The following is a 12,996-nucleotide window of genomic DNA, read 5'->3' as shown; positions in this document are numbered from 1 at the left end:
AAAGTAAGGGCTATGCCCTTACTCCGCTTTCGATTTCTTCTTTACGCGGTAGCGGCCCCACATCTCGATCAGTCTATCTCCTAATTCGGTTAACCTTTCGTCCGTTACCTCTTTTTGAGGGTTTGGAGTGTTCTTGATTGAAGTAATAAGGTTCTTGAATGGTTCAGGAGTTTCTTTTGCCTGCCCAATCACGCCTTGAATCGTTTCTTTCTTTGCTTGAATATTTTCGGAAATTTGGTTGGATGTGTTTGATAAGTTATTCGTTTCTTCATTGATTCGATCTACTTTTTCTTGAAGTCTTGCAGCAGTGGCAGAAAAATCGTTCAGTGATACTTTCGTTTCTTTAGAGGTTTTAACTGCTACGATGCCGAGATAAACGAGTGAAAGAACAACAATTGCGATGCTAGCATACACGATAATCAAGATCATACCTCCAGTCTTAGTCTTATAAGGTTTAATGTACCCTGTGCAAGATCTTTCAAAACAAACCTTTTATATACAGTGTAAACGAACTGTGTGAGAAGTAATAGGTAATGTTGTAAAATGGTGGTAAGAATGAGGAGGGAGAGTTTTCTATGAATCGGTATTCGATGGACGAATTCGTTAAATCTACTGTACAACAGGATAAAGGTGAAGGTTTTTTTGAACTTGAGACTGAAAGAGTGCTAGAAGTGAACTTAAACGGTAAGGTTTGGGCAAAAGCGGGTGCCATGATTACGTATAATGGGGAAATCAAATTTGAAAGAGAAGGAATTTTAGAACACGGCCTCGGAAAAATGTTCAAAAAAGCATTTACGGGTGAAGGTGCTTCACTTATGAAAGCAGAAGGAAGAGGAAAGTTATACTTAGCAGATGCCGGTAAGAAAATTTCTATTATTCATCTAGGTGAAGGAGAGTCGATCAGTGTAAATGGGAATGATCTCCTGTCATTTGAAGAAGGGATCGATTGGGATATCCGAATGATGAAACGTATTACTGGTATGATGGCTGGTGGACTATTTAATGTGACGTGTAATGGCCCAGGTATGATCGCAATTACGAGTCATTATGAACCACTCACGATCCGTGTAACGCCAGATAAACCTGTTATTACAGATCCAAATGCCACCGTAGCATGGTCTGGAAATTTAAAACCAGATTTCCAAACGGATGTTTCATTAAAGTCCTTCTTTGGAAGAGGTAGCGGAGAGTCGATCCAAATGAAGTTTGAAGGATCAGGATTTGTAGTGGTTCAACCATTTGAAGAAGTCTATATGCAAAACAGCCAGGGGTAGTAAGTATAAAATAAAAATTTTTAGACGAGTGAAATCCTATTAAAATAGCGAATCCTATCATAATATGCAGATTGAAGGAAAATATTCCTATTGAAATTATCTGATTTTTCATTATAATCATACAAAAGGGTTCTCTAAAAGGAGAGTGCATGTATGATTCAATTAGAAAAAGGCAACCTTCTTAAAAGTGATTGTACTGTTATTGCGCACCAATGTGATTGCTTCAATGCTTTAGATGTCGGGATTGCAAAATCAGTTAAAGAAACATACCCTGAAGCAGCTAAAGCTGATGAGAACTTCCCATTTCCTCCAAAGAAGAAACTCGGCAAGTGCTCATTTGCTTTAAGTCAAGATAACAAGAGAATTATCGCTAATCTCTATGGACAATATAAGCCGGCCGGATTACAAACGAATTATCCAGCGTGGTTAAAATCTTTTGAACATATGATTAAAGAATTGAAGCCATTTGAAGAAAAAGGTTTTAAGATAAAAATTGGTTGTGGAATAGATAAAGACGATTTGATCAATGTAAAGAAATCATTAGAAAAGCTCTCGAAGAAATATGAACGACCGATCCATGTTTACTACTCTTAATAGGTAAGCCCCCGCTTCGGGGGCTTTTTTATATGAAAATAGATCGAGTGAGCTTGGTACAATTGGCTTAAATTTGTAAAATAACTCCAAAATTTGGTTTTGAAATTATCTACCGTGGAATATCAAAAATGTAGCAAAAAAAAGAAAAAGAACATTTAAAGGAGGAAGAAGAAATGGCTAATAACAATGAGAAAATGAGTAGAGAAGAAGCTGGTCGTAAAGGTGGTAAGAAAACTTCGAGAGAGCACAATAAAGACTTTTATCAGGATATTGGTCAAAAAGGTGGAGAAAAAACAGCAAATGAACATGATAAAGAATTCTATCAAGAAATAGGCGAAAAGGGAGGTAACAAAACAGCGCGTGAACATGATAAAGAATTCTACGAAGATATAGGTGAAAAAGGCGGTAAGAAAACTGCTCGCGAACATGATAAAGAATTTTATCAAGAGATAGGCGAAAAGGGCGGAGAGCAAACATCTAAGAACCATGACAAAGAGTTCTATAAAGAGATTGGAAAAAAAGGCGGAAACAACAATAACAGCAATAGCTAAGTTGAAGAGCGGATGACGATCCGCTCTTTTTATATGGCTCTTTTCTCAAAGATTGTTTTCTTGAAGAAGTTTTGAATAAAATACTCACACTTAACTGATTGGAGTGGAAGGTGCTCGACTACTGAGGGACTAGAGGGACAGATCGGAGTCCCCGCTCTTATAGCAACAATGTCCATCTTATTTTGAAATCAATCTAGCCAAACAAAAGAAAAACCCCTTCATTATTTGTGAAGGGGATGCTAGCTATTATTAAAACTTTCGTTCTTCTTCAACTTCATGCTTCTCATCAAGGATAAGAACCTTACTTGGTGTATCTCCCTGTGCTAGTTCCTCAGCTTTCTCCACTGCATCAGAGCGCATCTTATATAAATCGGTAGGTGCAACATCTTCAACTTTTACATACCAGCCTGTTACATCTTTGTTTGGTGCTACTGTGAATTCTTTCATGATTTAGTTCCTCCTTTAGTTGGTGTATAAATACTTCTTTCCCAACTAATAGGAAGCTAAAACCTGAGCATAAATAGTGAGAAAAAATAAAAAACCAGCGGTTCGCTGGTTTACTGTGGTCTAGTTATGATATAGAAACCGATAATAAAAGCGATTGGTACTGCCCACACCATGAATGCAAGCGCCCATACTGTTAATTGGTCTTTCCCTTTTGTAGCCAAGGCACACCCTCCACATTATAAGTTTACTTCCATTATAACATGGACAAACCTAAATTATGTGGATTACCCGAAATTTGTAGAAACTTAGGTGATCATTCTAAATGTCAGTGGGTATCGATAGTCCTCACCCTGGTTCGCCTTTACCGAAGCGATGATGATAAAAACCAGTTGGATGATAAAGATAGCTGGAAGAAGAATAAATCCGATCAAAATCAAAGTGAGTAAGCCAGCAATTAATCCGTAAATTGTCATGCAGATTTGGAAATTCAATGCTTCTTTTGCTTGCTCATTGATAAAAGGATGAACATCCTTCTTTAATGACCAAATGATTAAAGGGGCAATAATATTACCAAATGGAATTAAATAGCCTGAAAGTGCTGACAGATGAGCAAACATAGCCCAGGAGCGCGTCTCTTCATCGGGTACCTGTATGTCATTTTGCTCCATTAAATACCTCCTTCATAACAGTCTATATAAAAGATATTAAGAAGGAGTTCTAGATATTCTCGACAAAGCAATAAAAAAGGAACCTAAGGCCCCTTTAGGACAAAGCAATAAAAAAGGAATCTAAGGCCCCTTTAGTTTGAGTTGTATGTGATAGTGTACCTTGCTCTTTCTGTGGTGATTGTTAGCTCATCTTCTACTTGATTGATTTTCATTAAATCTTCTAATTGAATGTCAAATTTGGAGTGGGGAAGGGGAACGGTATCTACTTCAGAAATGATCTTTCCTTTTCCTTTTAGTTGGAGAAGTGTCGAAGTTGTATAGTCATCGATAGTCTCGCCTTTATGCAAAAAAGTGATGTCATTTAAAAGCATAATTGCTTTATCTAAGTCTTCGTTTTCTTTTTTTTCGATGATCAGATGTCCGCCCATCCAGTTCTTTAAATTATCTTGTATGCGGGTAATCATTTCGGTCGTTTCCATTTTTTTTCACCTCGTTATAAAGTTCCCCGATTTCAAAGTGCATAAACAAGGGTTTAAGGTGATTAGAACACGGGTGATATAATGAACTCAATAATGAGAGATAAAGGATGAGTCGTTATGAAAACTATCTCGATAGATGAAGTACTGGATAGGGAACTTCCAATAATAGATGTGCGGACTCCAGCAGAATACGAACAATTTCATATCCCAGGTGCTGTTAATATGCCTATCTTTTCTAATGAAGAAAGGGAGATAGTAGGGACCACATATAAAAAAGAAGGAACAGAAGCAGCGAAGGAGCTTGGAATTTCGCTCGTTTCTCCATCCCTCCCTGAATTTTATAAGCGGGCAAAAACGATTTCGCAAGGTAAGGAGTTCGTTGTTTACTGCTGGAGGGGCGGTATGCGAAGCAAAAGTCTTGCTGTTATTTTTGAAATGATGGGTCTACCTTGCCTTCAGTTAGTGGGAGGAATTCGTGCTTATCGACAAAAAGTAATCGATCAACTTGGAACATATTCTGAGAGAGAGATCCCTTTTGTGGTATTAGAAGGTTTGACTGGAACTTCAAAGACGGAGATTTTACAACGCTTGGAAGAAAGTGGGTATCCTGTCATTGATTTAGAAGGATTAGCAGCTCATAGAGGTTCAGTTTTCGGAAGAGTGAATCTACCTGGGAGAAGTCAAAAGGAGTTTGAAGCGAAGTTATACGATAGACTTAATGAAATAGGGGACACCGATTATTATGTAATTGAGTCTGAAAGTAAACGATTAGGGAATATCATCGTCCCTGATTTCATCCTTGAAGGCAAACAAAAAGGGACGCGCATCCATGTTCACGCCCCGCTTTCTTACCGAATCCAAACGATATTAAATACGTATCATCCTGAGCAGAATGCTGAGAAAATAGTGAAAGGCATCCACAAAATTGAGAAACGACTGTCAGATGAAAATCGTCAGCTTATTTACCGAGCGCTTGAAGAAGAGAAGTATGGAACAGTCGTTGAGAAACTTCTGCTGGATTATTATGATCCCCGATATACGTATAAGGCAACAGAAAACGAAGGGGAAATCGTCAATATTCATTATCGCTCTCTTGTTGAAGGATGCCACCTTGTCCAGAATGAAATCGATTGTCTGGTATCTAAGCTTCGATCAGAAGGCGAGAAAGTTTCGCTTTGATTGTTTTTTTCTGCTCTTTTCCCGGTTCGTTATTATATTGTTCAATCAAGTCATCGATACGTTTGAAGTAAAGGTGACTGATCCAGGCAACATAGTTTTTGTAAATAGTGGAAGTTAAGAATGTAACAAGCATGTTTTCTTCAGGGCCAAAGTAATACGTTTTATCATCGAAAAAAGTAGAAAATCGACTGAACGATAGCTTTGTGTAAGAGTTGTCCAATTCATAGCGGAATTTATTCAAAACATCTGGGATCAGGCGAATGGTAAAAACATCGTCGTTATCAAACATTTCTCTCGGTGTCGGTAGAATGAGGTATGGGTAATCAGAGCTGTCGAGGGCAATAAAGAAATCACCAGGTGATTCATGACAGGTAGGCACGCGCTTGACGGTGGTTTCAACTATCAATTGATAGACTGAATCATTCATTGGTATTCCTCCCTTTTTAATCTATCACCATTGTTGCCAGACTAGTAAACTTGTATACCCTTTGTCGAAAAGTAGATTAATACAATCTATTATCCAACCTTAGAAAAAATTCCTTTATTTCAAATATTACATTTTTTAAGTTGCGATACAATTGTTGTGGCTACTCTTATATGAATAAATGGCTTTAAGAAAAAACGAAATACTTGAAAGTCAAAGATAGTCAGATTATAATATAAATACAAGGTCAAATATAGTCAAAGTCAGAGGAAGATTGACCTTGATAAAAAAGATAGTCACTTTCATATAAATAAAACATATTTAGGAGGCCATCATATGCTTTGTGAAAAATGCAATCAAAATACTGCGAAAGTACAGTTGAATGTTCAAATTAACCACAATAAAAAGCGTGTTCATTTGTGCAGTTCATGCTATGCAAACGTGTTGAATGGTCAAGAAACACCTTCATCAAAAAGTCAATTTGATGATTTCTTCCAGTCTTTTATGAAACAACCAGATCAAGAATTTTTTCAAAATAAAGAAGCACAACCACAAACCAATGGTGGAAACGGCGCACTGCTAGATGAATTAGGTAAGAATGTAACTGACGCTGCAAAAGCTGGTTTGATCGATCCAGTCATCGGAAGAGACGAAGAAGTAGCTAGAGTTATCGAAACACTCAATCGTCGAAACAAAAACAATCCTGTCTTGATTGGAGAGCCAGGTGTAGGGAAGACGGCTATTGCTGAAGGACTAGCGCTTCGTATTTCGGAAGGTAATGTACCTTCTAAACTTCAAAATAAAGAAATCTATTTATTAGATGTAGCATCTCTCGTATCAAATACAGGTATTCGTGGTCAGTTTGAAGAGAGAATGAAACAGCTAATAGCTGAACTACAAGCAAGAAAAAATGTCATTCTGTTTATCGATGAGATTCACCTAATCGTTGGGGCTGGTTCGGCAGAAGGTTCAATGGATGCCGGCAACATCTTAAAACCAGCACTAGCAAGAGGTGAACTTCAATTAATGGGTGCGACAACGTTGAAAGAATACCGTCAAATTGAGAAAGATGCAGCACTTGAAAGACGTTTTCAGCCCGTGATGGTGAATGAGCCTACAATAGAAGAAGCAATTCAAATCTTGGAAGGACTTAAACCAAGATACGAGGACTACCATGAAGTTAAGTTTACTGAAGAAGCGATACATGGATGTGTAACATTATCCAATCGTTACATTCAGGATCGTTTTCTACCTGATAAAGCAATTGACTTATTAGATGAAGCTGGTGCAAAAATGAATTTAACCATTACAGCTTCGAACCATGATGAACTACAGAAACGTCTGGAGCAGATTGCCGCAGACAAAAAACAAGCTACAACAGAAGAAAACTATGAAAAAGCTGCTAAGCTTCGGGATGAAGAGCTTAAGCTGGAGAAGAAATTAGAGGAATCCTTGAAAGAAAACAATGAGGCGGATGCTCTCGTTAACCTTGAAGATATCCAACAACTCATCGAGAGTAAGACGGGCATACCTGTAAGGAAACTTCAAGAAGATGAGCAAATGAAGATGAAGAACCTTGCTGATCAGCTTAATGCCACCGTAATCGGTCAGGAAGATGCGGTTCACAAAGTGGCAAAAGCTATTCGAAGAAGTCGTGCAGGGTTGAAACGAAAAAACAGACCGATTGGGTCATTCCTGTTCGTCGGACCAACTGGTGTTGGTAAAACAGAATTGTCTAAGTCATTAGCAGAAGAATTATTTGGAGATAGAGACGCGATGGTTCGACTCGATATGAGTGAATACATGGAAAAGCACTCTGTTTCTAAACTCATCGGATCACCACCAGGGTATGTGGGACATGATGAGGCGGGACAATTAACAGAGCGAGTGCGCCGAAAGCCGTATAGTATTTTATTAATCGATGAAGTTGAAAAAGCACATCCTGACGTTCAAAATATGTTTCTACAAATATTAGACGATGGACGCTTAACAGATAGCCAGGGAAGAACGGTGAGCTTCAAAGATACTGTCATCATTATGACGAGTAACGCTGGAAGTTCAGAACGTCGAATAACAGTAGGGTTCGAATCAGCAGAGCGTTATGCGGATGTTATGGAAAGTCTCGGCTCGTATTTCAGACCTGAGTTTCTCAATCGTTTTGATTCCATCGTATCTTTCAAATCACTCGAAAAAGAAAGTCTTGTATCAATCGTTGACTTAATGCTCGAAGAATTAAACGAAAGCTTAAATGACCAACAAATCACCATGCACGTTACGGAAGAGGCGAAATCCAAACTTGCCGAATTAGGGTATAATCCTCAGTTTGGTGCTCGTCCATTAAGAAGAGTCATCGAGGAACATGTAGAAGATGGCATCGCTGATTTACTTGTAGATGAAGGAAACGTTACATCAGTAAAGGTAGATGTAGTCGAAGGTGAGATCAGCGTGAAAAACGAATCATAAACCATTACTGTTAAAAGCCGCTCACTCCAGAGCGGCTTTCTTTTTTTGTTAGAAATTAGAAGAATTAGGGAATAGAATAGTAGCTGATTTTCTGATCTAAGAGTAGTCGAATTAACTCGAATAACAAAGAATACCGACTTCTTTTGTCGTAATTTGGCTAAAAGTCAGAATATTAGTTAAAAAGTCATGTCATATCTGCTACGTTAGAGAGGGAAGGTCAGGAAGATTTCTCTATTATATGAAAAAAGGAGCGAAAACGAATGGAACTGGATCAATTAGAAATAAACCAGACGTTGGAAGAAAGTCAGCCAGAAGGAAAAACAATTCCATATTTAACTGCTTTAATTGGATGGAGTCTTCCGGCGATTGAGGCCTGTGATAAATTAGAACGGCCTTTTGTAGTGGTAGGTCCTCCTGAATTCAAAGACTACGCTGAGAAACATAATATCACATTTGTAGGGTGGGAGTTTGATCGTTTGAATGAGGGATCAGACAAGCTCTATAAGCAACTGAAAGTATTAGGTGCTGAAGTAGCTGTTCCTCTATATGAAGAATGCGTAGAGTGGGCAGGAGCATTAAATGCCAGATTCCGCCAAGAACCTCGTCTCTTTAATCGTTCTCTTTTGTTAAGAGATAAAGGGATGATGAAGAGAAAGGCACAAATTGCTGGAATTAAAGTTGGCGTCTTTGAAGAAGCAAGAGATAAGGATGATGTAAAACGATTCCTCAAAAGAGTAAATGAGGCACTTCTTAAAGTTGATGGTGATAAATACGATCCTATTCATTGTAAACCGCTCGATAAGGCTGGTTCTGTAGGTCACCGTGCGATTGATAATCCAGCTGATATCGAAGCTCTAACAGAGAGTGATTTCCCATTATTGATGGAGAGTCACCTTGATGGACAAGAGTTTTCATGTGAGGTTTTTGTTCATAAAGGACAAATTCAATTCCTTAACATCACAGAATATGTGAAATTAGGGTATTCAAACTTTGTTCCGCCTTCCCCGTCTCTAGAGTCCAAACGACCAGTTATACGACAAGCGATTGAGCAACTCATCGAAGCATTTGAAATTGAAAACGGTGTGATACACCCAGAATATTTCATCATGCCAGATGGAACGTTACACTTTGGAGAAGTAGCTGCACGTGTTCCTGGAGGTCATATTTTTGATTTGATTGAACGCGCTTACGGCTTTAGTGCATATGAAGCACAAATTCTTTGTAGTGACCCTAACACAACGGAAGAAGAGCTGAGAAAATTCTTCCCATCTGAAGATGAGGCTAATGGATATGCTGGTTGTCTCATGGTACATCCTCACGTCAATTTCATTGAAGAGTTAACGATTCCAGAGGAGCTAGAAGAGCATCCCTTCTTCGAAAAGCATGACATGTTCACGCCTCCGCAAGGAAAGGTAGCCGAGCGAGTTGGATTTGGGAATCATTATGGTACGATCTTCTTCTTTGGAGATGATAGTGCTGAGATGAGGCGTTTGCTTGAATACTATGAAAAGTACGACTTCTACTTATAGAATATTCTTTATCATAAAGGAGAATTAAGCATGCCATCTGAAGTAACAGAAGGAAAGATTGCAAGGTTTTCCCAGTCATTGACTAAGCTTAACGAAGCGCCCGCATACGCAAAATCTAGATATCAGACGGACGTTTATCAAGAAGCAAATCGTCTTCTTGAAACAGATGAAGGGCTTGAAATCCTATTTAAATATGCAGATAAATTCGATGAAGCTGGAGTCTTCCAGGATGGGCCATGGGAAGATGCATCAAAGCTTCAGCCACCACTAGTGGCAGGGTCCCTACAAGCAAAGGGGCTTCCATACGTCATCGAAATGATGAGCAATTTACGTATGTTAGCCATTGCTGAAGGAAAGGTACCGCATTCTAACGTGTCCAAAGAAATGGCTATGGATTTTCTAAATGAAGTCATGGCTCTTAATTTAGATTTATTATTTCCTCAAGCAACAGAAGCTTCAAGGATTGAAAAAAAGGAAAATGCGGCTGAGGCTCAGCGATTGTTTGAGTTCATTTCTCGTTATCTTTCGTCTAGTGCGCTCTCTGAAACCCTGATACACGAAATCAAACGATTAACTGCGCAACGTCCTATAATGGTTAAACGCACCGTTTCGATTATCAAAATGGCAAAAGAGATGCTTAAGACACATGAGAATGATAGTCAGAGAGAGGTTCTTCAGCAATTTGTAGCTTCGATTGAAGGACCATCGAATTTAAGCCATTTATATTCACAGCCTAATGAATATCGCAAGCAATTAATGAATCTTTCTGCAGAAGAGCTACAAAGAGAAAGTGAGATTCTGGGTCGTTCGATGAGAAAAACCGGTCTTTGTTCACCGCATCATAGCGTTCTCGCACGCGTATTAAGTAGGAAATCTCCAGAGTTTCTTCCGGCACTCTTGCAGTTGAGTGGAAAAGGGAAAGCGAACTTTGAGGAGCACGCTGAACTCGTTCATCAGCTTATTAAAGTCGCTCTTTTCCCATCGACATGTCAATCGGTATATGGGTTAGCGCTGTTATTAGAGAGAGGGGTTCTGTCGGCTTCACCGGTCATTCCTGGGCTTAGAAGACTGATCGAGCTTGATATTCGACCGGAAGTTCGAAATGCTCTATTTAAATCAGCTAATGAAGGAGAAGGTCTTACAGCAAACAGTATTCTTCTAGCTGGTGTCATCAGCGTACTCGGCCAACCGCTTGGAGTGGGTCAGGGATTAAACCCAACATGTCAGGCAGCAAGAGGAATCAGTTTATGGGCTCAGCATGCTCCTGGCTATCTGCTTGAAATTATCCCTCGAGCAGCACGTGATGGTGAAATCGATATGGTATTCGAAGGTGTGAGTATCTACTCAAAAGATCTACAGGGAGGCTTAGCGCCAGAACTTCATCCTGAGCTTGATCCTGTATCGATTGTTTTAGTTCCTCACTTGGATCGAATCTATAGCGAAATGATGACACGCGTAGCCTTAAGAGGGGAAGATGGCCATCGATGGGTGAATCCTGCGTTTTATGGAAATTGGGTACAAAAAGGATTCAGCACAGTAATTGAGCCTATAACTGGTAACATCGCTGATTACCCAGGTTTTGTGAGGCTATTTTATGCCACGCACCATCCCGAATATAACGATGAATATGAATTGATCTACCCAAATCCAGTAGGTATATTTATTACGAATGTACATGGAAAGATGCTTGGTTTTCATGCGGTGTCAATTCAAAGAATAGCGCAATGTCCTAAAGGAAACTACCGTGTTTATTTCTACAACCCTAACAACGATGGCTCTCAGAACTGGGGTCAGGGAATCGTTAGTACAGTGATGGGGAACGGAGAGAACTTTGGAGAGAGCTCTCTTTCTTTTGAAGAATTTACTTCGCGTCTCTATGCGTTTCATTACAATCCGTACGAGCAAGGTGATTCGTACGCAGTTGAGCGAGACAGTGTTGCAAATGTAAAAAACCTTGCGAAAGAAAGCTGGGGACAAGAATACAAATGGATTAGTGGCTAAACATAAACGCATCAGGAAGAGTTCCTGATGCGTTTATTGTTATTTGTGATAATGTAGGAATCACTGGGGTTTACAAACGTCCAAACCCAGGAATAGGTAGAGCATGACCGCTTATAAGGATGCAAATTATTTTAGGAGGGAAAATACATATGCAAGGATACGTACACGGTGGAGTGAAAGGAAAAGAAGGACTAACATACAAAGACAATTTAGAAGAGCTTCGCCCAGGCAAGGGGGAAGTGAAAATACAACTGAAAGCTGCAGGCTTAAACCATAGAGACCTATCTGTCCCTAAACGTCGATCAAATGGTGATCCTGAGGTAATTTTAGGTTCAGACGGTGCTGGTGTCGTAAGTGAAGTTGGGGAAGGCGTCGATTCGGTAAAAGTAGGAGACGAGGTTCTCATTAACCCCGGAATAGGTTGGAAGGAGACCTCTGCGGTTCCCCCAGAAGGGTTTCAAATTGTTGGATTTCCGGGAAACGGTACTTTTGCTGAAAGCATTGTGCTTCCTGAAGAAAACGCCGTTCCAAAACCTGCTTCTATGTCTTATGAGATGGCAGCCTCATATGGCATAGCTGCACTTACAGCATATCGTGCTTTGTTCACACGAGGTCAATTGAAGAGTGAACAAACGGTATTCATTCCTGGTATCGGTGGAGGTGTGGCAACATTCTTACTTCAGTTTGCTAAAGCCATCGGTGCTAGAGTTATCGTAAGTTCGAGAAGTGAAGAGAAACGCAAGAGAGCACTCGAACTTGGAGCAGATGTTGTTCTTTCCAATGAAGAAGATTGGGGTGAGGCAACACAAGATGAAGAGATCGATTTAGTGATCGAAAGCGTAGGGGCAGCTACAATCAACCGTTCTTTAGATCTATTGATGCGCGGGGGAACACTGGTGATCTTCGGTTCATCTACTGGAGATACTGCAGAAATCAACTTAAGATCTTTCTTCTATGGGCAATATAATTTCCTTGGATCCACAATGGGGAGCGCAGAAGAATTTAGCGCTATGCTTGAATTTGCAACGAAGCATTCTGTGGAGCCAATCATTGATACAACTTACAAATTAATTCATATTGAGAAGGCATTCGATCATTTATCGGAAGCAAAACAATTTGGAAAAGTTGTAATTACCATGTAATCACTGCTTAGAAGGTATGTTTCTAATAGTTCAGGTCATGATATGTAATGATGGAGGTGGATATCATGACGGAAAATAGGAAGAGGTCAAAACAGGATATCAAGATGAATACCTCATTAAATCCAGATATGGTTTTTGACAGTATTTCCGATCATTCACTCAATCAACGGTTTACTTCCGAACAAGGAAATGAGCTTATTTCAAAAAAGGAAATACGTCAACAAAGAAAACGATAAGTAAATGAC

The 12,996-nt window shown here is 39.4% G+C and carries 14 protein-coding genes; 9 read left to right on the top strand and 5 right to left on the bottom strand.

The window, feature by feature from the left end; all coding sequences use genetic code 11:
- Nucleotides 1-18: 18 nt before the first annotated feature.
- Nucleotides 19-414 (bottom strand): DUF948 domain-containing protein, encoded by a 396-nt coding sequence (locus tag SJY16_RS17890; protein WP_377892319.1) that lies wholly within the window; start codon nucleotides 412-414, stop codon nucleotides 19-21.
- A 161-nt stretch (nucleotides 415-575) separates the two neighbouring features.
- Here SJY16_RS17890 and SJY16_RS17885 point away from each other — a divergent pair, with 161 nt between their 5' ends.
- The 3 genes from SJY16_RS17885 (at nucleotide 576) to SJY16_RS17875 (ending at nucleotide 2,419) form a co-directional block, all read left to right on the top strand.
- Nucleotides 576-1,274: an AIM24 family protein gene (locus tag SJY16_RS17885; protein WP_377891324.1), complete on the top strand. Its 699-nt coding sequence runs from the start codon at nucleotides 576-578 to the stop codon at nucleotides 1,272-1,274.
- 153 nt (nucleotides 1,275-1,427) lie between these two features.
- Entirely contained in the window at nucleotides 1,428-1,868 is a 441-nt protein-coding gene (locus SJY16_RS17880) for a macro domain-containing protein (RefSeq protein WP_377891322.1), read from the top strand.
- Between the two features lie 173 nt (nucleotides 1,869-2,041).
- Nucleotides 2,042-2,419 carry a KGG domain-containing protein gene (locus SJY16_RS17875; RefSeq protein WP_377891321.1) on the top strand — a complete coding sequence of 126 codons (378 nt, stop codon included), beginning with the start codon at nucleotides 2,042-2,044 and terminating at the stop codon, nucleotides 2,417-2,419.
- Nucleotides 2,420-2,668: 249 nt separating this feature from the next.
- Here SJY16_RS17875 and SJY16_RS17870 read toward each other — a convergent pair whose 3' ends face one another.
- The 3 genes from SJY16_RS17870 to ymzB form a co-directional block, all read right to left on the bottom strand.
- Complete coding sequence (locus SJY16_RS17870; RefSeq protein ID WP_377891319.1) at nucleotides 2,669-2,866, bottom strand: DUF2188 domain-containing protein; 198 nt, start codon at nucleotides 2,864-2,866, stop codon at nucleotides 2,669-2,671.
- A 305-nt stretch (nucleotides 2,867-3,171) separates the two neighbouring features.
- Entirely contained in the window at nucleotides 3,172-3,534 is a 363-nt protein-coding gene (locus SJY16_RS17865) for a DUF4870 domain-containing protein (RefSeq protein ID WP_377891317.1), read from the bottom strand.
- A 131-nt stretch (nucleotides 3,535-3,665) separates the two neighbouring features.
- The gene (gene ymzB / locus SJY16_RS17860) at nucleotides 3,666-4,013 is read right to left on the bottom strand and encodes a protein YmzB (protein ID WP_377891315.1); all 348 of its coding nucleotides are present in this window, start codon (nucleotides 4,011-4,013) and stop codon (nucleotides 3,666-3,668) included.
- 117 nt (nucleotides 4,014-4,130) lie between these two features.
- Between ymzB and mnmH the strand changes: the two genes are divergently transcribed.
- Nucleotides 4,131-5,192 (top strand): tRNA 2-selenouridine(34) synthase MnmH, encoded by a 1,062-nt coding sequence (gene mnmH, locus SJY16_RS17855; protein ID WP_377891313.1) that lies wholly within the window; start codon nucleotides 4,131-4,133, stop codon nucleotides 5,190-5,192.
- On the opposite strand, the gene SJY16_RS17850 is transcribed toward mnmH, so the two are convergent.
- Entirely contained in the window at nucleotides 5,155-5,619 is a 465-nt protein-coding gene (locus SJY16_RS17850) for a hypothetical protein (protein ID WP_377891311.1), read from the bottom strand. The genes mnmH and SJY16_RS17850 overlap by 38 nt on opposite strands.
- A 333-nt stretch (nucleotides 5,620-5,952) precedes the next feature.
- On the opposite strand from SJY16_RS17850, the gene SJY16_RS17845 reads away from it, so the two are divergent.
- The 5 genes from SJY16_RS17845 to SJY16_RS17825 all read left to right on the top strand — a co-directional run bounded on the left by SJY16_RS17845 (nucleotide 5,953) and on the right by SJY16_RS17825 (nucleotide 12,987).
- Nucleotides 5,953-8,079, top strand: a complete 2,127-nt coding sequence (locus SJY16_RS17845) for an ATP-dependent Clp protease ATP-binding subunit (RefSeq protein WP_377891310.1) — start codon at nucleotides 5,953-5,955, stop codon at nucleotides 8,077-8,079.
- 260 nt (nucleotides 8,080-8,339) lie between these two features.
- The gene (locus tag SJY16_RS17840; RefSeq protein ID WP_377891308.1) at nucleotides 8,340-9,608 is read left to right on the top strand and encodes an ATP-grasp domain-containing protein; all 1,269 of its coding nucleotides are present in this window, start codon (nucleotides 8,340-8,342) and stop codon (nucleotides 9,606-9,608) included.
- A gap of 30 nt (nucleotides 9,609-9,638) precedes the next feature.
- Entirely contained in the window at nucleotides 9,639-11,609 is a 1,971-nt protein-coding gene (locus SJY16_RS17835) for a hypothetical protein (protein WP_377891306.1), read from the top strand.
- 149 nt (nucleotides 11,610-11,758) lie between these two features.
- Nucleotides 11,759-12,751 carry a zinc-binding dehydrogenase gene (locus tag SJY16_RS17830; protein WP_377891304.1) on the top strand — a complete coding sequence of 331 codons (993 nt, stop codon included), beginning with the start codon at nucleotides 11,759-11,761 and terminating at the stop codon, nucleotides 12,749-12,751.
- A 65-nt stretch (nucleotides 12,752-12,816) separates the two neighbouring features.
- On the top strand, nucleotides 12,817-12,987 hold the full coding sequence (locus SJY16_RS17825) for a hypothetical protein (RefSeq protein ID WP_377891303.1): 171 nt from the start codon (nucleotides 12,817-12,819) through the stop codon (nucleotides 12,985-12,987).
- Nucleotides 12,988-12,996 lie beyond the last annotated feature (9 nt).

This window comes from Alkalihalobacillus sp. R86527, assembly GCF_042466185.1.
Taxonomy (GTDB): domain Bacteria; phylum Bacillota; class Bacilli; order Bacillales; family Guptibacillaceae; genus Guptibacillus.
The sequence above is the reverse complement of the archived record's forward strand: the minus strand, read 5'-3'. Positions and strand labels throughout refer to the sequence as shown.

Excerpts from the sequence above, each read along its gene's own strand:
- SJY16_RS17825 (WP_377891303.1), top strand. The coding sequence starts at position 12,817 with ATGACGGAAAATAGGAAGAGGTCAAAACAGGATATCAAGATGAATACC.
- SJY16_RS17875 (WP_377891321.1), top strand. The coding sequence starts at position 2,042 with ATGGCTAATAACAATGAGAAAATGAGTAGAGAAGAAGCTGGTCGTAAA.
- SJY16_RS17870 (WP_377891319.1), bottom strand. The coding sequence starts at position 2,866 with ATGAAAGAATTCACAGTAGCACCAAACAAAGATGTAACAGGCTGGTAT.
- SJY16_RS17835 (WP_377891306.1), top strand. The coding sequence starts at position 9,639 with ATGCCATCTGAAGTAACAGAAGGAAAGATTGCAAGGTTTTCCCAGTCA.
- SJY16_RS17865 (WP_377891317.1), bottom strand. The coding sequence starts at position 3,534 with ATGGAGCAAAATGACATACAGGTACCCGATGAAGAGACGCGCTCCTGG.
- SJY16_RS17885 (WP_377891324.1), top strand. The coding sequence starts at position 576 with ATGAATCGGTATTCGATGGACGAATTCGTTAAATCTACTGTACAACAG.
- SJY16_RS17845 (WP_377891310.1), top strand. The coding sequence starts at position 5,953 with ATGCTTTGTGAAAAATGCAATCAAAATACTGCGAAAGTACAGTTGAAT.
- SJY16_RS17880 (WP_377891322.1), top strand. The coding sequence starts at position 1,428 with ATGATTCAATTAGAAAAAGGCAACCTTCTTAAAAGTGATTGTACTGTT.
- mnmH (WP_377891313.1), top strand. The coding sequence starts at position 4,131 with ATGAAAACTATCTCGATAGATGAAGTACTGGATAGGGAACTTCCAATA.
- ymzB (WP_377891315.1), bottom strand. The coding sequence starts at position 4,013 with ATGGAAACGACCGAAATGATTACCCGCATACAAGATAATTTAAAGAAC.
- SJY16_RS17850 (WP_377891311.1), bottom strand. The coding sequence starts at position 5,619 with ATGAATGATTCAGTCTATCAATTGATAGTTGAAACCACCGTCAAGCGC.
- SJY16_RS17830 (WP_377891304.1), top strand. The coding sequence starts at position 11,759 with ATGCAAGGATACGTACACGGTGGAGTGAAAGGAAAAGAAGGACTAACA.
- SJY16_RS17840 (WP_377891308.1), top strand. The coding sequence starts at position 8,340 with ATGGAACTGGATCAATTAGAAATAAACCAGACGTTGGAAGAAAGTCAG.